The sequence below is a fragment of the Sphingomonas sinipercae genome (assembly GCF_011302055.1).
GTDB classification, from domain to species: Bacteria; Pseudomonadota; Alphaproteobacteria; order Sphingomonadales; family Sphingomonadaceae; genus Sphingomicrobium; species Sphingomicrobium sinipercae.
Map to the genome: position 1 here is coordinate 2,017,287 of NZ_CP049871.1, position 20,534 is coordinate 2,037,820.

Consider the following 20,534-nt stretch of genomic DNA (forward strand, 5'->3'; position numbering starts at 1 on the left):
GCGCCATCTGGTAGCGCATGGCCATGCCCCTCACAGCCGCCGCGTCCGCCCGGGAAATCCTCACCGGCCTGCACGATGTGATGGCCAAGCGCGGCAATGCCCAGTCCAAGCTGAACGAGGTCGTCAACCTGATCGCCGAGGCGATGAAGAGCGAAGTCTGCTCGATCTACCTGCTGCGTGCCAACGAGCTGGAATTGTTCGCGACTCACGGGCTGCGAGAGGAAGCGGTGCACGTCACCCGCTTGAAGATGGGCGAAGGCCTGGTCGGCTCGATCGCTGCCGACGGACGGATCCTCAACCTCGCCGAAGCCGCCTCGCATCCTGAGTTCGTCTATCGGCCGGAGACGGGGGAAGAGCGCTATCACAGCTTTGCCGGCGTCCCGATCGTTCGCCGTGAAAATCCCATCGGCGTCCTGTGCGTCCAGCATGCCGAGCCGCGCCGCTATGCCGATGTCGAGATCGAGGCCCTGCAGACCGTCGCCATGGTCTTGTCGGAACTCATTGCCGCCGCTCGCCTGGTCGATGGTTCTCGTCGCGGCAATCGCAGAGACTCCGGACCGGTCCGCCTGAGCGGCCTCAAGCTGGTCAAAGGCATGGCCAAGGGCCAAGCCGTCTTCCATCAGCCGCGCGTCGTCGTCGAACATACGATCGCCGAGGATACCGAGGCGGAGCGCGAGCGGGTCTACGCTGCCTTCCGCAAGATGCGCGAGCAGATCGACAACATGGCGCGCGAAGCCGAATTCGGCACCGTCGGTGAGCATCAGGAGATCCTCGAGACCTACCGGATGTTCGCTTACGACGAAGGCTGGTCGCGGCGGATCAACGAAGCGATCGACAGCGGCTTGACCGCGGAAGCGGCGGTCGAGCGCGTCCAGCAGCGCACCCGGGCGCGGATGCGCGAGATCGACGATCCGCTGCTTCAGGAGCGGATGCACGACCTGGAGGACCTGTCGAACCGGCTGCTCCGGATCGTTTCCGGGCGGGTCGGCACCGCCGCGCAATCCGGCCTGACCCAGGATACCGTCCTGATTGCCCGCAATCTCGGACCCGCCGAGCTGCTCGACTACGACCGGCGGCGGCTGAAAGCCGTCATCCTCGAAGAAGGCTCCCTGACGGCGCACGTCACCATCGTCGCCCGGGCCATGGGGGTGCCCGTCGTTGGCCGGCTCCACGAGATTCGCCATTCCGTGGAGGAAGGCGACCAGGTGCTGGTCGACGGCGACAATGGCAGCGTCATCGTCCGCCCTTCCCGCACCCTGGCCACCAGCTTCGATCAGCGGATGGCGCTCCGGCTCAAGCAGCGCGCGCAATTCGATGCCGTTCGCTCCCTGCCGGCCAAATCGCGGGACGGCGTCGACGTCAGCGTGATGGTCAATGCGGGCCTCGCCGAAGACGCTTCGTCGCTGGAATTGACCGGCGCCGACGGGATCGGCCTGTTCCGGACCGAGTTCCAGTTCCTGGTCTCAGCCACCCTCCCCGGCCGGGAAAGCCAGCAGAAGCTGTACCGCAAGGTGCTGGACTCCGCGGGCGACAAGCCGGTGATTTTCCGAACGCTCGACATCGGCGGCGACAAGGCCCTGCCCTACCTCACCGGGCTGGACGACGAAGCCGAAAACCCGTCGATGGGCTGGCGGGCGCTTCGGTTGTCGCTCGACCGCTCCGCCTTGATGAAAGCCCAGGCGCGCGCGCTGATCCAGGCCGCGTCCGGACGGGTGCTTCGGGTGATGTTCCCGATGGTCTCGGAGCCTTGGGAATATGAGCAAGCGCGCAAGCTGTTCGAGGAGCAGATCGACTGGGCGCGGGCGGGCGGCCGGGCGCTTCCCTCGCAAATCGAATATGGCGCCATGCTGGAAGTGCCGTCGCTGGCCGAAATGCTTGACCAGTTACTGCCCCGGGTGAACTTCCTGTCCATCGGCACCAATGACCTGACCCAGTTCCTGTTCGCCGCCGACCGGGCCGATCCGCGGCTCGCCGAGCGCTACGACTGGCTCAGCCCCGCCATCCTGCGCTTCCTCAAGCGAGTCATCGATGCGGCCAATGCCGCCGACGTCCCAGTGCGGATTTGCGGCGAGATGGCCGGCCGTCCGCTTGAAGCGATGGCGCTGATCGGTCTCGGCGCCGAGCGCTTCTCGATCACGCCGGCGGCGGTCGGGCCGACCAAGGCGATGGTCCGCTCGCTCGACGTCGACGCGATCCGGGCCCGGATGCAGCAATTGTTGCAGCGGCCGCCCCAGGACATGCGCAAGACGCTGACGGACTGGGCCAAGCGCCACCGCGTCGCCATCGCATGATTCGACGGCCACAGCGGTTGACAGGCTCGGCGGCGACCTGAACAACAGCGGCTGCACTAACGAGGGTTAGGGATGGACGAGACCGACGCGATTGAGACCCCGACGGTCGGCGAGCAGCTTCGCTCTGCCCGCGAGGATAAAGGCCTCTCGCTGGAGGACCTCGCCACGCAGACGCGAATTCCGCGTCGGCATCTGGAAAGCCTCGAAACCGCCGATTGGCACCGGCTTCCGGCGCCAACCTACACCCTCGGCTTTGCCAAGAGCTATGCCACCGCCGTCGGCCTCGACCGCGCGGAAATCGCCGAGCAGCTTCGCGCTGAAATGGGCGGCGTTCGGACCGAGACGGCTACAGCGGAAGTGTTCCAGCCGGCCGACCCGGCGCGGACGATGCCCAAATGGCTCGTGCTTGGGACAATCGCCGCCGTCATCCTCTTCGCGCTATTGTTCTCCTGGTACCAGAACCGTTCGCTTAACGAGGGCGATGAGACGCCCGCCGCCGTTTCGCAGCAAGCGATCGTGCCCACGGCGCCAGCCGCAGCGCCGGTCCAGCAAGCAGCGACAACCGCCAGCGGGCCCGTCGTGCTGACCGCGACCGAACCGTCGTGGATCCAGGTTTCCGACAACGGCAAATCGTTGTTCCAGGGCGAACTTGCCGCCGGGCAGACTTTCGCGGTCCCGGCCACCGCGACTGCGCCAACCTTGCGCGCCGGCAAGCCGGAAGCGCTGCGCATTACCGTCGGCAACACCGTCGCGCCGCCAGTCGGTCCGCCCGGACGGGTCGCGTCGAACGTCAGCCTGCTTGGCGCCGACTTGATGAAGGCGCCAGCCGCGGCGTCCGCGCCGGCCGTCGGGGCCAGCCCGCAACCATCCGGCGCGCGCTAGATTCATCTGGGCGCAAGCTCGATTGCGTCAAGGTAGCCTTGCTGTAGCTTTCGACTTTCCGTGGGGGAATCCAATGAAGTTCGCGCGCCTGCGCATCGCCGTCCCGGCAGCCATCCTTCTCGCCAGCACTGCCGCGCCTTCGATTGCGCAGAGGCCACCGACGCCCGAGCAGCGGATCGCGATCCTGCAGCAGCAGCTTTCCGCTTCGCAGGCGCTTGCGGTCCGGCTCCAGCAGCGGCTGGACGCGGTCGAAGCGCAGCTGCAGCAGCTCGTCAACCGGACGGAAGAGAGCGGTCACCGCCTCGGCGTGCTTGAAGGCACGGTCCAGCAGCTTCGCACCGATCAGGATTCGCGGATCGCCCGACTTGAAAGCGCCGCCGTGGCGGCCCAGCCCGCCGTCGTCGAGACAGCGGAGGATCCCAAGCCGGTCGTCACCAAGCCCGCCACCGGCGGCAGCAAGTCGACCGCGAGCGCCGAGCCGGCGGACGCCGCCGCCGCCGCCACCGACCCCGGCGAGGACGCTTACACCGAAGGCTTTAAGTTGTGGGAAGCGAAGCGCTTCGACCAGGCGATCACTTCGCTGCGCGCGTTCGTCGCCGGCTATCCCAAGCACCGGCGGGTCAGCTGGGCCAATAATCTGATCGGGCGCGCCTTGCTCGATAAGGGCGAGCCGTTCGCCGCCGCGCAAGCTCTGCTAGCCAACTACCGCTCCAATCCGAAGGGCGGACGGGCGCAGGATAGCCTCTATTATCTCGGGCAGGCGCTGCTCAAATACGGGCAGCCGGCGCAGGCGTGCAAAGCCTATTCGGAGCTGACCAGCGTCTATGGCGATTCGGTCCGCCCGGAGCTGAAGGCGCTGCTTCCCAAGGCGCGCGCCGAAGCGAATTGCAGCTAAAGCTCGATCCGCATCTGGTCGGACGCTTCGGCGCCGGCCTCGATCGATTGATTCCGGGCGACGCCCGCATCGGCCTCGCCGTCTCGGGCGGCCCAGACAGCCTGGCGCTGCTGCTCCTTGCCAGCGCGGCCCGGCCCGGCGCGGTGGAAGCGGCGACCGTCGATCACAGCCTGCGAGCCGAAAGCGCCGACGAAGCGGCGATGGTCGCAGGACTTTGCGCCACGCTGGGGGTCCCCCACGCGACGCTGGCCATCCGCTGGGATCGCAAGCCGGAAACGGCGCTCCAGGAACGTTCGCGGGCCGAGCGGTACCGGCTACTCGGCGGCTGGCTGGAAAGGCGCGGCCTCGGTGTCCTGGCGACCGCCCACCACCTCGACGACCAGGTCGAAACCTTGCTGATGCGGCTCAACCGCGGCGCCGGCGTTCGTGGTCTCGCCGCGATCCGCCCGGTCGCCACGGTTCCGGGAACCGGGCAGCCATTGCTGCGGCCATTGCTGGACTGGCGACGCGAAGACCTTGCGAGCGTTTGCAGGATTGCCGGCGTCTCCCCGGCCGCCGACCCGGGCAATTCGGACGACCGCTTCGAGCGGGTGCGCGTGCGAAACGCACTCGCGCAACTGGACTTGCTCGATGTCCCGGCCATCGGACAAAGCGTCGCCAATCTGGCGGAGGCGGATGCCGCGCTTGAATGGGCGGTGGAACACCATTGGCGCACGGCAGTCGCCGCCGATAGCGGCGAGCTTCGCTACACCCCCGGCGATGCCCCGCCGGAAATCCGCCGGCGCATTGCGGCAAAGGCCGTTGCCGAGCTTGCCAGCGAGGGGCCTTTGCAGCTGCGCGGCCGGGAGCTCAACGAACTCCTCGGCGCGCTGACGGCCGGGGGGACCGCGACTTTGCGAGGCGTCCGCTGCTCCGGCGGGGAAACGTGGCGTTTCGCTTCAGCGCCGCCGCGCCGCCTAGCGTAACCAGTCGCTGAAGTGACGGCGGGCGAGGACCATGGCGCCGACGATCCCGGCGGCGAACAAGGCGATTTCGAGCGCGCCGCTGGCGGCCTCCGTCGCCGGGCCCAACCCGTGTTCGCCGAATAGCGCGCCGACCGCATCGATCCGCAGCCGCGAGTTGGGAAAATTGCGGGCCAGCAGGTCGAGGCTGCCGAGCATCAGCCGCCCGCCAGACAGGATGATGACCAGCCCGGCCACTGCGCCGACTGCAGCGCCCAGAAGCGCGCTTCGGCGTGCGGGTGCAAGCGGCGTGAACCGAGTCGCAAGCCATGCGGCAAGGCCGACCGCGGCACCGGTCAGAGCACCCTCGCCAGCGCCGGTGATATCGCCGGGCGACTGGCCGAACAGGAGGCTGAACCCGTCGACGCCAAGCAGCTTGGTGAAAGCGCCGACCAGCAATCCGCCGGCCGCCCCGCCCGCCATTTTCCAGGCCCATTGCGGGCCCTTGGCAAAGCCGGCCGCGGCAACCCCGAACGAGACGCCCAACCCGCCAAGGATGGCGACGACGATCGTCAGGCTGACCAGCACCAGCAGCATCGAGATACCGCCCGCACCCCGCTGCGTCGGGTCGGAAGTGGCGAGCAGGCCGTAAACGAGCCCCCCCAACAGCCCCGCCATGCCCGCGCCGATGGTCCCGGCCACTCCGGTCAGCAGGAACTCGCGTGCCGAATAATGGCTCGGCGCGGGCGGAGCTTCGCGCGCCACGCCGCCCCCCGGCCCGACCGATGCGATGAAGCGGTACCCGTGCTTTGGCACCGTCTCGATCAGGCGGGGCCGGCTGGCGCTGTCGCCAAGTTGCCGCCGAAGCGTCTTGATGCACTGGGTCAGCGCTTCGTCCGTGACCGGGACGCCGCGCCAGACCTCCTCCAGGAAGCGGTCCTTGGTAATCAGCTTGCCATGCTCGCGGACCAATAACGCGAGCGCGTCGAAGTAACGCGCGTTCACCTCGACCGTCTCGTCCCCCTCCCGCAGCTGCCGGTCAGCGACGTCGAGCTGGAAACGGTCGAAAGCGAAGGTTTGCGGCGCCATTGACGAAGCTTCAGCATGGCCGCCCAAGGTTGGCAACCGGCGAGGCTTCGGCACCGCCGTTCATGCCTTCCTAAGCGGCGCATTGTTATTGACTGGCGAGAGCTTATCTTGGCCCCAAAGCGGCAGTGACGCCGACGCGAGAGACCGAATGAACGAAAAGAAGCCGACGAGTCCCTGGATCAAGAGCCTGATGATCTGGGTTGGAATCCTGTTCGGCCTGGTGCTGTTCGTGCAAATGATCGGCGGCGGGTCGCAGGCCGCGGCCGGCCAGCCGGTCGCTTATTCTGACTTCATGCGCCAGGTCGAAGAAGGCAATGTTCGCGCAGTCACGATCGCGTCGAGCGCAAGCCGCAATTCCCTGATCAGCGGCAAGCTGGCCGACGGCACCGACTTCCGCACGATCGCGCCACCGGACGCTAACGTATCGTCGAAGCTGATCGAGCGTGGCGTCGACGTCCAGGTCAAGGCGGAGGAAGGGTCGAGCATCTGGATGCTGATGCTCTACAATTCGCTGCCGCTGCTGCTGATCATCGGCATCAGTTTCTTCGTCATGCGCCAGATGCAGAAGAATGCCGGATCCGGCGCGATGGGCTTCGGCAAGAGCCGCGCCCGCCAGCTGACGGAAAAGCACGGCCGAGTGACCTTCGCCGACGTCGCCGGCATCGATGAGGCCCGCGAAGAGCTCCAGGAAATCGTCGAATACCTTCGCGACCCGGGCAAGTTCGCCCGGCTTGGCGGCAAGATCCCGAAGGGAGCGTTGCTGGTCGGCTCGCCCGGCACTGGCAAGACTCTGCTCGCCCGCGCCATCGCGGGTGAGGCGGGCGTGCCCTTCTTCACGATCTCGGGCTCCGACTTCGTCGAAATGTTCGTCGGCGTCGGCGCCAGCCGAGTCCGGGACATGTTCGAGCAGGCGAAGAAATCGGCGCCCTGCATCCTCTTCATCGACGAAATCGACGCAGTCGGCCGCCATCGCGGCGCCGGCCTTGGCAACGGCAACGACGAACGCGAGCAGACGCTCAACCAGCTGCTCGTCGAAATGGACGGCTTCGAGGCCAACGAAGGCATCATCATTATCGCCGCGACCAACCGTCCCGACGTGCTCGACCCGGCGTTGCTTCGTCCCGGCCGGTTCGACCGCCAGGTGGTCGTGCCCCGTCCCGACATCGAAGGCCGCGAGAAGATCCTGTCCGTGCACATGAAGAAGGTACCGCTTGCGCCCGACGTCGATCCGCGCGTGATCGCCCGCGGGACGCCCGGCTTCTCGGGCGCCGACCTTGCCAACCTCGTCAACGAAGCGGCGCTGCTGGCGGCTCGCAAGGGCAAGCGCCTGGTGGCGATGAGCGAGTTCGAGGAGGCCAAGGACAAGGTCATGATGGGCACCGAACGGCGCTCCATGGTCATGACCGAGGATGAGAAGAAGATGACCGCTTATCACGAGGCCGGTCACGCCATCGTCGCCCTGCACGAGCCTGCGTCGGACCCGATCCACAAAGCGACGATCATTCCGCGCGGCCGCGCGCTCGGCATGGTCATGCGCCTGCCGGAACGCGACAGCTATAGCTATCACCGCGACAAGATGTACGCGAACCTGTCGGTGGCGATGGGCGGGCGCGTCGCGGAGGAAGTCATCTTCGGCTACCAGAAGGTTTCGTCCGGCGCGTCTTCCGACATCCAATATGCGACGCAGCTGGCGCGCGACATGGTCACGCGCTGGGGCATGTCCGATGCCCTTGGCCCGCTGCAATATGCCGAGCCGGAAGAGGAAGTGTTCCTTGGCTATTCGGTCAACCGCACGCGCGGCATGTCGAACGAGACCGCGCAGCTGATCGACAAGGAAATTCGCCGCATCGTCGACGAAGGTTACGACCGCGCCAAGGTGGTCCTGAACGAGCACCGCGATGAGCTGGAGTCGCTGGCGCAGGCACTGCTCGAATATGAAACGCTGAGCGGCGATGAGATCAAGACGCTGCTTGGCGGCGGCAAGATCGATCGCGGCAGCTCGGCCAAACCCACCATCCAGCCGGCTGGCTCGTCCGTCCCCAAGACCGGCCGCAAGTCGAAGCCGATCGGTGGCGCAGCGCCCGCAGGCGCCTGACGTTCAACTGGCGTTCACTGCAAGTCCTCCTACTTCTCGTGACCACGAGGGGGGAGGATTTCTAATGGTGCGTGCGGGTGTATTGGCGGCTTTGGTCGCCGCAGTGTGGGCGGCCCCTGCCTCGGCGCAGTCGATGCGCGCCGACATCTTCCTGCAAAAGGCCGATGCACTCGCAGCCAAGGGGCCGCTGGCCCTGCTTTCCGGCGACATGGGCAAGCTCAAGGCCGAGATGCGCGGCTCGGCCGAGCAGCTTCGTGCGGAGCGGCTGGCTGCCGTCAAGGCCGGGCAGAAGCCCGTTTACTGCCCACCGGCACAGCAGGGCAACCTTGGGGTGAGCGAGATCCTTGATCACTTCCGCTCGATTCCCGTCGCTGAACGGTCGCGGATGACCACTAAGGACGCATTCAAGCGGCTGATGATGAAGAAATATCCCTGCCCGGCTTAGCCGAGCACGCCGAGAAACAGCAGCAGCGCCATGAAGATGATCGACGCGGTGAACGCAAAGACGATCAGCACGGCGGTCCGCCATAAGGCGCTGAACCGCCCAAGTGCGTAAGCCCCGCGCAGCTGCCGGTACATGTGCACCGGCGGCACCAGCGCGATCGCCCAGCCCGCGACCCAACCGGGCAAGCCGATCGCCCGTAAGAGGCTAAGCGCGATGAAGCCCAGGGTCATGAACGCCAGCGAGTAAGTGACGAAAACGGTGTGGTCGTACGCCCGATACTGGCGATAACGCCGGCGGTGCAGGAAAAGCAGCCAGACGAACGGGACCGAGATGGGAATGAGCGCCCAGGAAAATTTGTAGGCGCTGTTCTGGACCTTGTAGAGTAGCAGCTTCGGGTTCTCCTTCGCCTTCATGTAGGCAGCGTCGAACCAGCCCGGAATCGTCGCGTCGGCGGCCGCGGTCACCTTTTCGCCAACGACATTACCAGTTGGCGTTTCCGGCGCGCTTTGCACCTGGGCGCCCATGCTTTCGAAAATCGTCGCCTGCAGGTCGATCGCCTTGCGCATCCGGGCAATTTCGCGATCGACCTCGGCGGTTGGCTCGCCCTGCTTCGCCATCGTCGCCCGGCGCGTTTCCAGCGCCTTCAACTCCGCCAAATTCTCGGTTTGCGCCTGGGCAAGGTCGCGCTTGGTCTCGGCGCTGGCCTCCGGCGTCGAATTGAAGTGCAGCGGACCGCCGACCAGGGAGACGATTGCGAACATCAGGAAAACGCTGAACAGGAACAGCGCGACCGGCGAGACGAAGCGGGCGCGTTGCCCGCCGATATAGTCGCGGGTGAGCTCGCCGGGTCGCCAGGCAAGCTTGGGCAACGTCCGCCAGATCTTGCCTTCGAAGTGAAAGACGCCGTGCAGCAAATCGTGGAAGAACGCGCCGAGGGTGCGGTGCACATGCGCCTGCTGGCCGCAGCATTGGCAATACGGGCCGGTCAGGTCGCAACCGCAGTTCAGGCAGCGTTTCTCATGCGTGTGGCCGTCGGCCTCCCCCGCCGTTGGCTCGACGGCGCGGCCCAGCATTCCACCGGTCACCGCTTCGCCGATCGCTTCGAGTTCGCCGCTCACCGTGAGCCCCTCCTACCCCAGCATCCCGCCGAACAGCAGCAGCATGAAGAACAGGATGCAGGCGAGGACGGCGAAGGCCATCATCGCCGCGGTCCGCCACAGCGCGCTCGGGACCGGCAGCGAATAGGCGCCGCGAAGCTGCCGATACATGTGGATCGGCGGCACCACGAACGGGATCAGCGCGAGCGGCCCGATCAGCCCGGTCATTTTCAGAAGCGTGTAGGCGACCGCGAACAGGCTCATGAACGCGATGGAATAGGTCACGAAGACGGCGTGACCGTAGGCGCGATATTGTTCGCGGTACCGCCGCCGGTTGAGGAACAGCAGCCACACTAGCGGGATCGAGATCGGGATCAGCGCCCAGGAGAATTTATAGGAGTTGCTGGACAGCTTGTAGGCCAGCAATTCGGGGTTGGCCTTCGCATGTCGCCACGCTTCGTCGATGACCCGCAACGGCCGCGGCGCATCGCTGAGATCGATGTCGACCGGAGCCGTGGTCGCCGCTTCGACCTTCACTTCGCTGCGCGTGCGCCGCTCATAGGCCTTGGCACCCAGCAGGCTGAGAACGGCGAACATCAGGAAGACCGAAAACAGGAACATTGCGAACGGCGACAGGAAGCGGCCCCGCTCGCCGTGAATATAGCGCCGAGTTAATTCGCCCGGATGCAGCGCCAGCATCGGCAGCGTGCGCCAGAACTTTCCTTCGAAATGAAACACGCTGTGGGTGAGATCGTGAAGGAACGCGCCGAAGCTGCGATGAATGTGCTCCGCCTGCCCGCACCGATGGCAATATTCGCCGGCCAGCGGCGAGCCGCAGTTGAGGCAATGGCCGCCAGTGAACGGGACGCTCCCGACGCCGCGCGCGGCTTCGCTGCCGGCCACGCCGCCAGCGCCTTCATCCCGATGCATGTCAGCCTGTGCCCGCCCCATTCGCCCTTTCCCCAGCGCACGTTAGGCGGGACTGCGCGGCCATGCTAGCGGTGATGGAATGAAGCGGGTCGGGCTTTTGGGAGGTTCGTTCAACCCAGCGCATCGCGGGCACCGGCGGCTGAGCCTGGCGGCGATGCGCGCGCTCCAACTCGACGAAGTGTGGTGGCTGGTTTCCCCGGGCAACCCGCTCAAGGATGCCCGCGACATGGCCGACTACGAAGCGAGGTTGGCTTCGGCCCACATCGTGGCCGAGGGGACTGCGATCGTCGTCAGCGACTTCGAACGGCAGGCCGGCACGCGCTATACGGTGGATACGCTTCGGGCGCTGCTTCCGGCCTATCCGCAACACCGCTTCATCTGGATGATGGGGAGCGACACCCTGCCGGACTTTCACCGCTGGAGGCACTGGCGGCGGCTCGCCGGGCTGGTGCCGATTGCGGTGCTTCCAAGGCCCGGCTATGATGCCAAGGCCCAGGCGGCGCGCGCGATGGGCTGGCTGAGGGGGTTCGTCCATCCCTCCAGCGAGGCGAAGCATTGGACGGAGTGGAGTCCACCGGCGATCACTTTTCTTCGACTGCCGACCGACCCGACTTCCGCAACCGCTTTGCGCGCGCTTGACCCCGACTGGCATCTGCATCTGCCCACTGGCCCGACTCCGCGGACCGATGATGCGCCGGACCCGCTACAAGATTAGGAGAGCACTTGCCCGACCCTGAAACCGACCCCGCCAAGGCCGCGCCACAGCCGGCGGACGTCGACAAGCTTCACCAGCTGGTGCTCCAGTCGCTCGACGACGATCAGGCGGTCGAAGTCGTCTCGATCCCGCTCGGCGGCAAGTCGAATATTGCCGACCATATGGTGATCGCGTCCGGCCGTTCGACGCGCCAGGTTGCGTCCATGGCTAACAAATTAGCCGATCGCGTTAAGCAAGAGTTCGGAAAAATCGTGCGAATAGAGGGGCTGCCGACGGCGGACTGGGTGCTGATCGACGCCGATGACGTGATTGTGCACCTGTTTCGGCCGGAAGTGAGGAGTTTCTACAATCTCGAACGGATGTGGGCATTTGGCGATGATTCGAGCGTAAGCGCATCGCAAGACGGGTGAGGGCAACAATGCGACTGACAGCGATCTTCCTGTGCCTGCTGGCGTTTATCGCCCAGCCCGCCGCAGCCGCGACCTCGCCCAGCCTGTGGGGCCTGGAACGCCAGCTCTCGTCGCTTCTTTCGACCAAGTCCGCCGATGTCGGCGTCGCCGCGCTCGATCTCAACACGGGCGAGATGGTCAGCTTCAAGGGCGACCACCCCTTTCCGATGGCAAGCACCGTCAAGGTCGCGGTCGCCGCACTCTACCTTGCCCAGGTCGATCACGGCCGCCGCTCGCTTGACGATACCATCAGCGGACAAAGCGCTCGCAGCCTGATGCGCCGGATGCTGATCCACAGCGACAATGGCGCCACGGACGTGCTGATCCGCGATCTCGGCGGGCCCCAGGCGCTCGATAGCTGGCTCAAGGACAATGGCGTCCAGGGCCTGCGCGTGGACCGCACCATCGCGCAGCTGCTGCGCGACAAGCGCGACCTTTGGGATCGCCGCGATTCCAGCACGCCGACGGCGATGGTCGACCTGCTGCGCCGGATCTACAAGGCGGAGCTGATCACGCCCAAGAGCCGCAACTATTTGCTCGACGTGATGGGCCAGTGCCAGACCGGCAAAAATCGGATCAAGGGCCTGCTCCCAGGCGTCCCGGTCGAGCACAAGACGGGCACGCTGAACGGCTATTCCAGCGACGTCGGCTTCATCACCATGCCGGACGGCCGCCGGGTCGCGGTCGCCTTCTTCGCGCGCGGCGGCGACGATCGCCCACGCACTATCGCGCAGGCCGCCCGCGCCATCTACGACGGCTTCTGGGCCAAGCTCAGCAGCTTCGGCTTTGCCGGGAACGGCAGCCCGCGCTAAGCGGGCGAGGTGCTTCTCCACATCGTCGCTCGCGGAAAGATCGGCCGGTCCCCGGAGGGCGAGCTGGTCGATCGCTACCTGAAGCGGATTTCCTGGCCGACCAGGCTCACCGAACTGCCCGACCGCGGCGGAACCGCGCCGCCGCTGCCCGCCAACAGCATCACGGTCTATCTCGACGAGAAAGGGGCGTCGCTCTCCTCGACGGAACTCGCCCGAAAGCTCGAACAATGGCGCGACGACGGCAAGCGCGAGGCTCGCTTCGTCATCGGCGCCGCTGACGGCCATGGCGATGCCGAACGCGCCGGCGCCGACCTGCTGCTGTCGTTCGGCTCCGCGACCTGGCCGCACCTGCTGGCCCGGGCGATGCTTGCCGAACAATTGTTCAGGGCGACATCGATCCTTGCCAACCATCCCTATCATCGCGACGGTTGAGCGATGCGCCGGATTTTCGCCCCGATCGTGCTGTTGATGGCCGGCCCGGCGGCGCTCGCGGCCGGGCCCGCCCCGTCCGGGCCGGCCGACCCGCTGCAACTGCAGCTTCAAGACGCGCGGCGCGAGGCGGCGCAGGCGGAAAGCCAGCAGCAGAAGATCGAGCGAGCCGCCGCCGCGGCGCGCAACGCGGCCACCCGGCTTCGGCTCGAGCAACTGGCCGCCGCGCAGGCGATCATGGCGCAGGAAGCCCGAATCAGTTCGGCTGACGCCGAGGCGAGCCTGCTCGCACAGCAATTGTCGGCGCAGCGGCAGCGTTTGGCCGCCGAGCGCGCCCCCTTGTCGTCGCTGCTCGCTGGCCTTGCGCTGAGCGGCCGGCGCCCCTTGGTCTCGCTGATCGCCGGCGGCGGATCGCCGGAGGAACTGGTCAAGCTCAACCTATTGGTCAAAGCCGTTACGCCGGCGATCGAGGCGCGGACCGCCGCTCTCGCGCAACAGGTCGAACGAGTGGCGCAGCTGCAGTCTGCGGCGATCGAGGCAAAGGGCGCCGCCTCGACCGGCCGGCACCTCCTGGCCCGCCGCAAGGTGGCGCTTGCGAAGCTTGAGGCCAAAGCCCTCGCCCTCGCCGATCGGCGCGGCAGCGAAGCCTTGGTCCAGGGGGACGTGACGCTGGCGCGCGGGGAACATCTGTCCGACCTGCAACGCGAGGACGCCGACAGCCGTTACGCGCGGACGGCGGCGGCGGAGCTCGCCCGACTTGGCCCAATCCCCCTCCCCGATGCCGCCGGCCAGGTCGCGCGCCCGCCGCTCAATTATTCGCTGCCCGTCCAGGCGGCGGTTACCGAGGGCCTCGGCAGCATCAGCGAAACCGGCGTCCGGTCGCGCGGGATCACCTTCGCCACGCGGCGCGGCGTCCCGGTGCTCGCCCCGGCCGACGGCACCATCGTCTTCGCCGGCCCGTTTCGCGATTACGACGGCGTCATCATCCTCGACCATGGCGGCGGCTGGCGGAGCGTGCTGGTCAACGCCGGCTCGACCTTGCCCAAGGGCAGCCGGGTCGTCGCTCGACAGCGGATCGGACTTGCGCTTGGACAGTTGGAATTGCAGCTGCAAAGCGGCGGTCGCCCGGTCTCCGCCGCCATCATCGCAGGTTCATCTGCGATGCTGTCAAAAACCGCGCAATCCGACTAGGCTGAAGCGACAAGCAGGAACGGTTCGAGATGAAGATGATCAACAAGGTGCTTCCGCCGCTGGCGCTCGTCGGGGCGCTTGCGTTCGTTCCCGTCGCGACCAGCTCGCTCGCCGCCGCGGACGTGACCAATTACCAAGAACTCGAGAAGTTCATGAGCGTCTACGAGCGGGTGAAGGCGACCTACGTCGAACCTGTTGACGACAAGGTCCTGATCAACGGCGCCATCAACGGGATGCTGGCCGCGCTCGACCCGCATTCAAGCTATGTCGAGCAGTCGGATTACGACACGCTCAAGACGACCACCGACGGCGACTACGGTGGCCTGGGCGTCAACTTCACGATTGAGGACGGGGCGATCAAGGTCATCACCCCGACCGAGGACACGCCGGCCTGGCGCGCCGGAATCAAGGCCGGCGACTACATCACCAAGATCAACGGCGAGTTGGTCTATGACGTGACCCTCGACGAAGCGGCCGAGAAGATGCGCGGCCCGGCGGGCTCGCCGATCAAGCTGACTGTGGTCCGGGCCGGCCGCGACAAGCCGTTTGACGTGACGATCGTGCGCGAGCGGATCGCGCTTCGCCCGGTGAAGTGGGAGATCAAGGACGGCGTTGGCTACATCGACGTCAACAGCTTTTCCGGCAACTCCGGGGAGGCGGTCGAAGCGGCGCTGACGGCGATCGACAAGGCCAGCAGCGGCAAGCTGCTCGGCTACGTCCTCGATATGCGCGGCAACCCGGGTGGACTGGTCGATGAAGCCGTGAAGATCAGCGACGCGTTCCTTGAGCGCGGCGAAGTCGTTTCCCAGCGCGGGCGCGAAAAGGGCGACATCGAACGTTATTACGCACGCCCCGGGGACATGGCGCACGGCCTGCCGGTGATCGTCCTGGTCGACGTCGGTTCCGCCTCGGCCGCCGAAATCGTCGCCGGTGCGCTCCAGGACCAGCGGCGCGCGCTGGTGATGGGCGAACGGACCTTCGGCAAGGGCAGCGTCCAGACGGTGGTCCAGACCGGGCCGCGGGCCGCGCTTCGGCTGACCACGGCGCGTTACTACACGCCGTCCGGCCGCTCGGTTCAGGCCGGCGGCATCGACCCCGACATCGTCGTCCCGCAGCTCTCCGATCCCGATTACAAGGATCGGCCGCGCGTGCGCGAAGCCGACCTTCGCCGGCACCTGCTCAGCCAGGCGAACGCCGACGACAAGCTGCTGCAGGAAGACGATCCGACCAAGGATCCGCGCTTCTCGGCTTCCGCCGAAGAGCTGAAGGCTAAGGGCATCAAGGACTTCCAGCTCGACTATGCGGTCAAGACGCTCAAGCGGCTTGCCGGACGCGGCACCGCCGTAGCTGCTGCCGCATCGCCGAAGGGCAAGTCGCGCTAGCCATGGCGACCAGCGCGGCACAATTGGACGGCCGCGGCGCGCTCGGCCATTCAGCCACCGCCCGCCTGATCGCGCTCGCGCTTCCGCTGGCGCTGCTCGGCGGTGCGCTCGGCTCGCAATACCTGGGCGGCCTGCACCCTTGCGAGATGTGTTACTGGCAGCGCTGGCCGCACGCCGCCGCGATCCTGCTTGCAGCCTTCGCCTTCACCGCGCCGGCAAGGTCCACCCGCGCCCGCGCCTTCACCGCACTCGCCGCGGCGGCCATCGCCGTGTCCGGCGCGATTGGCGTCTATCATGCCGGGGTCGAGCTCAAGATTTTCGAAGGCATTACGACCTGCACCAAGTCGGCGACCGCAGCGAGCACGGCCGAATTGCTCGAACAATTGCGCCGAGTGCCGCTGATCCGCTGCGACCAGGTGCAATGGTCCTTCCTCGGCATTTCGATGGCCGGCTGGAACGCGATCGTATCGCTGACCGGCGCTGCGTCGATTGCGGCGCTGCTGATGACCGGGAGGCGCGGGTGAGCGGCCCCTGGCGTCCCGGCACGCGCCGGCCGGACAGTGCATCGATGCTGCGCGTCGACCAGGCCGGCGAATATGGCGCAACGCGGATCTATGCCGGCCAACTGGCCGTGCTGAATCCTTCGTCGCAGGCGGCGAAACTGGTCTCGCGGATGGCGGCGCAGGAACGGCGGCACCTGGACCGGTTCGACCAGCTGATGGCCGAGCGGCGGGTCCGCCCGACCGCGCTGCAGCCGTTCTGGCATGCGGCCGGCTTCGCGCTCGGCGCAGCGACCGCGCTGATGAGCGAGCGCGCCGCAATGGCCTGCACCGATGCGGTCGAGACCGAGATCGACCGCCATTATGGGCAGCAACTACGCGAGCTTGGCGACGACGATCCCGAACTGTCCGCCGACATCGTCGAATTTCAGGCGGAGGAACTCGAACACCGGGACATTGCCCGCGCCGCAGGCTCGGAGCGAACGGTGGGCTATCCGGTGCTTTCAGCGGCGATCCGTGCGGGATGCAGGGTCGCCATCGCAATCTCGAAGCGCGTCTAGGGAACCTCAATTGCCCTTCGCCCGCTTTCTACTCGAAAGGTTTGTGAGATGATCAGGATCGCCCTTGGAACCGCTGCCGTTGCCGCCACCCTTGGCACGCTCGGCCTGACCGCCCAACCGGCCGCTGCCCAGCGCTCGGCGGCGGAGATCATTGTCTACGGCAACGATCCCTGCCCGCGCGCTGCCGAAGACGAACAAGTGATCTGCGTCCGCCGGTCGGAAGCCGACCGCTACCGGATTCCCAAGGATGCGCGCACGTCGGGCGACCGCCAGGAAACGACCAGCTGGACCCAAAAGGCGCAGCAGGCGATGTCGATGGGCAATTCCGGCACCAACACCTGCTCCCCGGTCGGGCCAGGCGGACATACCGGCTGCACCCGCGAAATGATCAATCAGTGGCGCGCCGAGCGCAAGGAAGACACGGCGCCGCCGCCGACGCCGCGTTAGGACTGGATCCGGGGGGACAGTGATGACGGAAGGCCTGCTGATCCTGGCGGCGGCTATCGCTCCGGCGAGCGCCGCATTCGACCTGGCAGGCAAATCCGCCCTCGTCGCCCCGACCGAATCCGGCAAGTGCCAGGCCGGAGCACCGAACGAAGTCGTCGTTTGTGGCAAGCGGGAGCCGAATTACCGGCTCGATCCGGCCGCGCTCGCCACGGCGCGGGCGCGGGACGCCCTGCCCGCGGCGCCTGACCCAACGGCCGCGCTTGCCAACGCCAGCCCTTGCAGTGCCGGCATCGGCCCCCAGGGTTGCACCGGGAAGGCCGATATCGACTTTGTGGCGGTTGGCCTGCTCGCGGCGAAAGCGGCGGCGGCCGCAGCACAAGGCGAAGACTGGCGCGAGACGTTTCGGACCAGACCTGACGAATATAATGAATATCGCGCAGCCAAAGACCGTGAGAACCGGAAGCGGCCCCACGTCACGCTAGGCTTTGGCGCTGGCGGCGGGAGCGGCGCGCCCCGGCAATAATGGTTCAGCAGCGCCAGCCGCCGCCGCTCCACCAGACTCGCTGGCAATCGACATTGTTGGTCATCCAGCGGGGGTAGCTGCGGTCGGGACGGTCGTGCCACCAGTCGTTGTAGCTTCCCGAATCCCAGCTGCGGTTGTTGTACAACGCCCATTCGCCGCCGGCCCAGTTGCCGACGTAGACGCCGCGGCCGTTGCGCGCGCCGCGATGCCGGTCGCCGCGACGGTCGCCGTGGCCGTCACGGACTATCCGCACGCCGTTGGCGATTTCGGGCGCCACGAAGCCAAGCTGCGGCTGTTGGGCGGCGGCGACGGCGGGAAGCATGAGGGGAGCCGCGAATGCAGCGGTGGCGGTCAGCAAGGTGCGCATGGCATGGGCCTTTCATCTCATCGGCACGTCGCAAAACGCTCGAGGGACGCTTTCGGCTGCGGGGGCTCACGCTAACCGTCCGCTAACGGATGGCCGCCTATGGGTTGCGGGTGAGCAAGAATTGGACACCGAAGCGACCGACGGTCGCCCTCGACGGCAGCGAACAGCCGCGCGTCTCGCGCATCCGCCGTGACCCGCCGGGCGAGGTGCCGAAGCCGAAGGCGCTGAAAGCTTATCCGACGGAGCGCGAGGTCCGGACGGTGATCGTCGGCGTCATCCTGTTCGGAATCGCTATCATGATCATCACGCTTGGGCTGAGCGACATCACCAGCCGCTAACGCCGCGGGCTGGCGACTTGCCGGCCGCACGCTAAGCTGTCCCCGAATATCAGGGGAAACACACTATGACATTATTGCTGGCTCTGGCCTTGGCGGCCGCTGTCCCGCCGTCGGTCGAGGCATCCGCGCTTGGCCGCCAGGTCGCCGAGGCGGGCACTTTGGGCACCTTGCTGCCGCTCATCACCGCCAAGGAAACGGAAGAGCTGCTCGCCCAGCACGAGGACCTTGGCAAAGATGAGCAGGCTACGCTTCGCGCGCTTGCAGCGGACATCGCGAAGGCGGGCAGCGAGCGGGCCTTGGCGGCCAACGGCAGGGCCTACGCCGAGGCGCTGACCGCTGAAGAGCTAAAGATTGTCGTCGCGTTCCAGCGGAGCGCGGCTGGTCGGCGCTACCAAGCGGTGCAACCACAAGTGATCGCCGCGACGATGGTCGCGCTCGCCGGACTCGACTTCAAGAAGGATGTGCTCGCCGCATTTTGCAAGAAAACTGGTAAGCTGTGCTGAACCCGGAACCCAAGCCGCGCTAGGCGCAGGCCCCCTTGCGCAGCCTACCAGAGTGGCGTGTTGGGCCGGTGCGTTTGCCGCACCGCGGTGTCGGGCAGCAGGTGCGACTTGAACTTCTTCTTCATGACGGCCGCGCCGTCACTGCTTGAGCAGACCAGGCGGACCCCGCCGGAGGGCAGCCGCTCGATCGCGGAGATGCCGACGTTTTCCGACTGGCACTTGGCGACGACCTTGCTCTCGTCGAGCGAGACGAACATCGCGCGGCTCAAGCGACGAGCGCCAGTTGCGGACGGCGGCGCTTGGCCTCGTCGATGCGCGCGGCATAGCCGGCGGCCAGCGCCGCATGGGTATCGCGCGAATGATCGCAAGCCGCGTTTTCAGCGCGGAACAGGGAGACCTGCTGGCGTTCGTAAAGGTAGTTGAGGTCCATTGAAGGCTCCCTTCGGTAAGCGGGAGCACGCCGGCGATGTGAACCGCGGAATCTCTCAGCCGCACAAGCTTACGAAAAGGTTCGTGCGATGTGTCCTTGTAGCACGGGCGGCGGTGAATGGCGAATAAGCGCCCGAAGCGCCGCCACCGCGGACGCTACCAGCGGTTAAGCTTGTTGTGAGAAAACCGCCGGCTGGGCGACGAGAGGAGAAGGCAATGCAGTCGTGGCTGCTGTTGGCGCTGTTGTCGGTGACGGGTGCTGCGCCGCCCGCGCAGGATTCCGGGGTTCCCGATGACGAGGAGGAGAATTACATCCTGCCGCCGCTGATCGCGCCGCCCGAGCCGGTCAAGCCGCTGCCGCCGCTATCGGCCGAGCATTTGCGGCTGGGCCAGCAGCTTGCGGGGCTGATCGTGCTGTCCGAAATTCGCGACGAAGTGCTGCGCACCCCGCCCAAGCCCCCGGCCGATGCCGAGGGCAACCCGCGGGTCAACGCGCGGATCGTTGCCCAGCGGTCGCCAAGCTGGAACGTCGCACCCGCCGCGGCGAGCGTTTACGCGCGGCTCTATTCGGTCGACGAACTTCGCGCGATGATCGCCTTTTTCAAAAGCCCCGCCGGCCAGAAATTCCTAAGCGCGCGCCGGCAGGGCGTGGTCAACGTAATGCACGTGTTCCAGCAGATGCCCTGGTATACCAACCTATATTACGAAACCTGCGGCGACCAGGAATTCTGCCGCTGGAAACCCGACCGGTAAGTCGCGCGCCCTGCCTTAATCCAGCGGGGCTTCGGCGCCGCCGACCAGCGGGCTGGGTTTAGGCTTGGGATCGGCAGGAATCGGTTCGCCGCCCAGCGGGCCGCGCGGCGGCGGGCGGCGGCGGGGCGGGCGAGCCTGCCGCTTCGGGCCGCGGCGGTTGCGTTCGGCTTCGACCCGAGCGCGGGCGGCTTCCATCTCCGCCCTGGCGGCGTCGAGGGCGGCGCGAGACTGGGCCCGTGCCCGATCCATTTCCGCCCTGGCAGACTCCAGGGCAGCGCGCGCCTGCGCCCTTGCCCGGTCCATCTCGGCGCGGGCCGCGGCAATCGCGGCATCAACCTCAGCGCGCGCGGACTCCATCGCCGCCCGCTGCCGCTCGCGCGCTTCGTCGAGCAATTTTCGCGCATCTTCGAACGGATCGTGGGCCACGACTCACCTCTTGGCTGTTATAGTCGCATAACACAGCAGGTGGGG

Annotated in this window: 26 protein-coding genes; 19 read left to right on the forward strand and 7 right to left on the reverse strand. The window is 66.8% G+C overall.

The window, feature by feature from the left end; all coding sequences use genetic code 11:
• Window positions 1-23 precede the first annotated feature (23 nt).
• From ptsP to tilS, 4 genes are all read left to right on the forward strand, one after another.
• The gene (gene ptsP / locus G7078_RS10465; protein WP_166096348.1) at window positions 24-2,291 is read left to right on the forward strand and encodes a phosphoenolpyruvate--protein phosphotransferase; all 2,268 of its coding nucleotides are present in this window, start codon (window positions 24-26) and stop codon (window positions 2,289-2,291) included.
• Between the two features lie 72 nt (window positions 2,292-2,363).
• Window positions 2,364-3,173: a helix-turn-helix domain-containing protein gene (locus G7078_RS10470; RefSeq protein WP_166095813.1), complete on the forward strand. Its 810-nt coding sequence runs from the start codon at window positions 2,364-2,366 to the stop codon at window positions 3,171-3,173.
• A gap of 73 nt (window positions 3,174-3,246) precedes the next feature.
• The gene (locus tag G7078_RS10475; protein ID WP_166095815.1) at window positions 3,247-4,068 is read left to right on the forward strand and encodes a tetratricopeptide repeat protein; all 822 of its coding nucleotides are present in this window, start codon (window positions 3,247-3,249) and stop codon (window positions 4,066-4,068) included.
• The gene (tilS, locus tag G7078_RS10480) at window positions 4,059-5,033 is read left to right on the forward strand and encodes a tRNA lysidine(34) synthetase TilS (RefSeq protein WP_166095819.1); all 975 of its coding nucleotides are present in this window, start codon (window positions 4,059-4,061) and stop codon (window positions 5,031-5,033) included. Before G7078_RS10475 ends, tilS begins: the two co-directional genes overlap by 10 nt.
• Here the strand turns inward: tilS and G7078_RS10485 are convergent.
• On the reverse strand, window positions 5,025-6,098 hold the full coding sequence (locus tag G7078_RS10485; protein WP_166095822.1) for a winged helix-turn-helix domain-containing protein: 1,074 nt from the start codon (window positions 6,096-6,098) through the stop codon (window positions 5,025-5,027). The two genes, tilS and G7078_RS10485, sit on opposite strands and share 9 nt — an antisense overlap.
• 148 nt (window positions 6,099-6,246) lie before the next feature.
• Between G7078_RS10485 and ftsH the strand changes: the two genes are divergently transcribed.
• On the forward strand, window positions 6,247-8,193 hold the full coding sequence (gene ftsH / locus G7078_RS10490) for an ATP-dependent zinc metalloprotease FtsH (protein ID WP_166095825.1): 1,947 nt from the start codon (window positions 6,247-6,249) through the stop codon (window positions 8,191-8,193).
• A gap of 64 nt (window positions 8,194-8,257) precedes the next feature.
• Window positions 8,258-8,638 (forward strand): hypothetical protein, encoded by a 381-nt coding sequence (locus tag G7078_RS10495; protein ID WP_166095826.1) that lies wholly within the window; start codon window positions 8,258-8,260, stop codon window positions 8,636-8,638.
• On the opposite strand, the gene G7078_RS10500 is transcribed toward G7078_RS10495, so the two are convergent.
• On the reverse strand, window positions 8,635-9,756 hold the full coding sequence (locus tag G7078_RS10500; protein WP_166095827.1) for a DUF3667 domain-containing protein: 1,122 nt from the start codon (window positions 9,754-9,756) through the stop codon (window positions 8,635-8,637). The two genes, G7078_RS10495 and G7078_RS10500, sit on opposite strands and share 4 nt — an antisense overlap.
• A 12-nt stretch (window positions 9,757-9,768) precedes the next feature.
• Complete coding sequence (locus G7078_RS10505; RefSeq protein WP_246166369.1) at window positions 9,769-10,686, reverse strand: DUF3667 domain-containing protein; 918 nt, start codon at window positions 10,684-10,686, stop codon at window positions 9,769-9,771.
• A 58-nt stretch (window positions 10,687-10,744) separates the two neighbouring features.
• Between G7078_RS10505 and G7078_RS10510 the strand changes: the two genes are divergently transcribed.
• The 10 genes from G7078_RS10510 to G7078_RS10555 are packed head-to-tail and all read left to right on the forward strand — an operon-like array spanning window position 10,745 to window position 17,673.
• Window positions 10,745-11,380, forward strand: coding sequence for a nicotinate-nucleotide adenylyltransferase (locus G7078_RS10510; RefSeq protein WP_166095829.1), 636 nt, complete (start codon window positions 10,745-10,747; stop codon window positions 11,378-11,380).
• Between the two features lie 8 nt (window positions 11,381-11,388).
• Window positions 11,389-11,790, forward strand: coding sequence for a ribosome silencing factor (gene rsfS / locus G7078_RS10515; RefSeq protein WP_166095831.1), 402 nt, complete (start codon window positions 11,389-11,391; stop codon window positions 11,788-11,790).
• Window positions 11,791-11,798: 8 nt separating this feature from the next.
• Complete coding sequence (locus G7078_RS10520) at window positions 11,799-12,641, forward strand: serine hydrolase (protein ID WP_166095834.1); 843 nt, start codon at window positions 11,799-11,801, stop codon at window positions 12,639-12,641.
• 9 nt (window positions 12,642-12,650) lie between these two features.
• Complete coding sequence (locus G7078_RS10525; protein WP_166095836.1) at window positions 12,651-13,073, forward strand: 23S rRNA (pseudouridine(1915)-N(3))-methyltransferase RlmH; 423 nt, start codon at window positions 12,651-12,653, stop codon at window positions 13,071-13,073.
• Between the two features lie 3 nt (window positions 13,074-13,076).
• Entirely contained in the window at window positions 13,077-14,261 is a 1,185-nt protein-coding gene (locus G7078_RS10530; RefSeq protein ID WP_166095838.1) for a murein hydrolase activator EnvC family protein, read from the forward strand.
• Window positions 14,262-14,296: 35 nt separating this feature from the next.
• Window positions 14,297-15,643 carry a S41 family peptidase gene (locus G7078_RS10535; RefSeq protein WP_166096351.1) on the forward strand — a complete coding sequence of 449 codons (1,347 nt, stop codon included), beginning with the start codon at window positions 14,297-14,299 and terminating at the stop codon, window positions 15,641-15,643.
• A 2-nt stretch (window positions 15,644-15,645) separates the two neighbouring features.
• The gene (locus tag G7078_RS10540) at window positions 15,646-16,167 is read left to right on the forward strand and encodes a disulfide bond formation protein B (protein ID WP_166095841.1); all 522 of its coding nucleotides are present in this window, start codon (window positions 15,646-15,648) and stop codon (window positions 16,165-16,167) included.
• 44 nt (window positions 16,168-16,211) lie between these two features.
• Complete coding sequence (locus tag G7078_RS10545; protein WP_246166565.1) at window positions 16,212-16,703, forward strand: demethoxyubiquinone hydroxylase family protein; 492 nt, start codon at window positions 16,212-16,214, stop codon at window positions 16,701-16,703.
• Between the two features lie 48 nt (window positions 16,704-16,751).
• Window positions 16,752-17,150, forward strand: coding sequence for a hypothetical protein (locus G7078_RS10550; RefSeq protein ID WP_166095845.1), 399 nt, complete (start codon window positions 16,752-16,754; stop codon window positions 17,148-17,150).
• A gap of 22 nt (window positions 17,151-17,172) precedes the next feature.
• Window positions 17,173-17,673 (forward strand): hypothetical protein, encoded by a 501-nt coding sequence (locus G7078_RS10555; RefSeq protein WP_166095846.1) that lies wholly within the window; start codon window positions 17,173-17,175, stop codon window positions 17,671-17,673.
• 4 nt (window positions 17,674-17,677) lie between these two features.
• Here the strand turns inward: G7078_RS10555 and G7078_RS10560 are convergent, their stop codons facing one another.
• Window positions 17,678-18,040, reverse strand: a complete 363-nt coding sequence (locus G7078_RS10560) for a hypothetical protein (RefSeq protein WP_166095848.1) — start codon at window positions 18,038-18,040, stop codon at window positions 17,678-17,680.
• Between the two features lie 89 nt (window positions 18,041-18,129).
• Here G7078_RS10560 and G7078_RS10565 point away from each other — a divergent pair, with 89 nt between their 5' ends.
• Window positions 18,130-18,378: a hypothetical protein gene (locus G7078_RS10565; protein ID WP_166095851.1), complete on the forward strand. Its 249-nt coding sequence runs from the start codon at window positions 18,130-18,132 to the stop codon at window positions 18,376-18,378.
• Window positions 18,379-18,443: 65 nt separating this feature from the next.
• A complete protein-coding gene (locus G7078_RS10570) occupies window positions 18,444-18,881 on the forward strand; it encodes a DUF2059 domain-containing protein (RefSeq protein WP_166095853.1) in 438 nt (145 codons plus the stop codon).
• A 44-nt stretch (window positions 18,882-18,925) separates the two neighbouring features.
• Here the strand turns inward: G7078_RS10570 and G7078_RS10575 are convergent, their stop codons facing one another.
• Together G7078_RS10575 and G7078_RS10580 are read right to left on the reverse strand one after the other, a co-directional pair.
• Window positions 18,926-19,138 (reverse strand): hypothetical protein, encoded by a 213-nt coding sequence (locus G7078_RS10575; RefSeq protein ID WP_246166370.1) that lies wholly within the window; start codon window positions 19,136-19,138, stop codon window positions 18,926-18,928.
• Between the two features lie 8 nt (window positions 19,139-19,146).
• Window positions 19,147-19,311 (reverse strand): hypothetical protein, encoded by a 165-nt coding sequence (locus G7078_RS10580; RefSeq protein WP_166095857.1) that lies wholly within the window; start codon window positions 19,309-19,311, stop codon window positions 19,147-19,149.
• Window positions 19,312-19,526: 215 nt separating this feature from the next.
• On the opposite strand from G7078_RS10580, the gene G7078_RS10585 reads away from it, so the two are divergent.
• A complete protein-coding gene (locus G7078_RS10585) occupies window positions 19,527-20,063 on the forward strand; it encodes a DUF2059 domain-containing protein (protein ID WP_166095859.1) in 537 nt (178 codons plus the stop codon).
• Window positions 20,064-20,078: 15 nt separating this feature from the next.
• On the opposite strand, the gene G7078_RS10590 is transcribed toward G7078_RS10585, so the two are convergent.
• Window positions 20,079-20,489, reverse strand: a complete 411-nt coding sequence (locus tag G7078_RS10590) for a hypothetical protein (RefSeq protein WP_166095861.1) — start codon at window positions 20,487-20,489, stop codon at window positions 20,079-20,081.
• Window positions 20,490-20,534: the final 45 nt, after the last annotated feature.

Coding starts and splice junctions, on each gene's coding strand:
- ptsP (WP_166096348.1), top strand. CDS start 24: ATGCCCCTCACAGCCGCCGCGTCCGCCCGGGAAATCCTCACCGGCCTG.
- G7078_RS10470 (WP_166095813.1), top strand. CDS start 2,364: ATGGACGAGACCGACGCGATTGAGACCCCGACGGTCGGCGAGCAGCTT.
- G7078_RS10475 (WP_166095815.1), top strand. CDS start 3,247: ATGAAGTTCGCGCGCCTGCGCATCGCCGTCCCGGCAGCCATCCTTCTC.
- G7078_RS10485 (WP_166095822.1), bottom strand. CDS start 6,098: ATGGCGCCGCAAACCTTCGCTTTCGACCGTTTCCAGCTCGACGTCGCT.
- ftsH (WP_166095825.1), top strand. CDS start 6,247: ATGAACGAAAAGAAGCCGACGAGTCCCTGGATCAAGAGCCTGATGATC.
- G7078_RS10495 (WP_166095826.1), top strand. CDS start 8,258: ATGGTGCGTGCGGGTGTATTGGCGGCTTTGGTCGCCGCAGTGTGGGCG.
- G7078_RS10505 (WP_246166369.1), bottom strand. CDS start 10,686: ATGGGGCGGGCACAGGCTGACATGCATCGGGATGAAGGCGCTGGCGGC.
- G7078_RS10510 (WP_166095829.1), top strand. CDS start 10,745: ATGAAGCGGGTCGGGCTTTTGGGAGGTTCGTTCAACCCAGCGCATCGC.
- G7078_RS10520 (WP_166095834.1), top strand. CDS start 11,799: ATGCGACTGACAGCGATCTTCCTGTGCCTGCTGGCGTTTATCGCCCAG.
- G7078_RS10530 (WP_166095838.1), top strand. CDS start 13,077: ATGCGCCGGATTTTCGCCCCGATCGTGCTGTTGATGGCCGGCCCGGCG.
- G7078_RS10535 (WP_166096351.1), top strand. CDS start 14,297: ATGATCAACAAGGTGCTTCCGCCGCTGGCGCTCGTCGGGGCGCTTGCG.
- G7078_RS10540 (WP_166095841.1), top strand. CDS start 15,646: ATGGCGACCAGCGCGGCACAATTGGACGGCCGCGGCGCGCTCGGCCAT.
- G7078_RS10545 (WP_246166565.1), top strand. CDS start 16,212: ATGCTGCGCGTCGACCAGGCCGGCGAATATGGCGCAACGCGGATCTAT.
- G7078_RS10550 (WP_166095845.1), top strand. CDS start 16,752: ATGATCAGGATCGCCCTTGGAACCGCTGCCGTTGCCGCCACCCTTGGC.
- G7078_RS10555 (WP_166095846.1), top strand. CDS start 17,173: ATGACGGAAGGCCTGCTGATCCTGGCGGCGGCTATCGCTCCGGCGAGC.
- G7078_RS10560 (WP_166095848.1), bottom strand. CDS start 18,040: ATGCGCACCTTGCTGACCGCCACCGCTGCATTCGCGGCTCCCCTCATG.
- G7078_RS10565 (WP_166095851.1), top strand. CDS start 18,130: ATGGCCGCCTATGGGTTGCGGGTGAGCAAGAATTGGACACCGAAGCGA.
- G7078_RS10570 (WP_166095853.1), top strand. CDS start 18,444: ATGACATTATTGCTGGCTCTGGCCTTGGCGGCCGCTGTCCCGCCGTCG.
- G7078_RS10575 (WP_246166370.1), bottom strand. CDS start 19,138: ATGTTCGTCTCGCTCGACGAGAGCAAGGTCGTCGCCAAGTGCCAGTCG.
- G7078_RS10580 (WP_166095857.1), bottom strand. CDS start 19,311: ATGGACCTCAACTACCTTTACGAACGCCAGCAGGTCTCCCTGTTCCGC.
- G7078_RS10585 (WP_166095859.1), top strand. CDS start 19,527: ATGCAGTCGTGGCTGCTGTTGGCGCTGTTGTCGGTGACGGGTGCTGCG.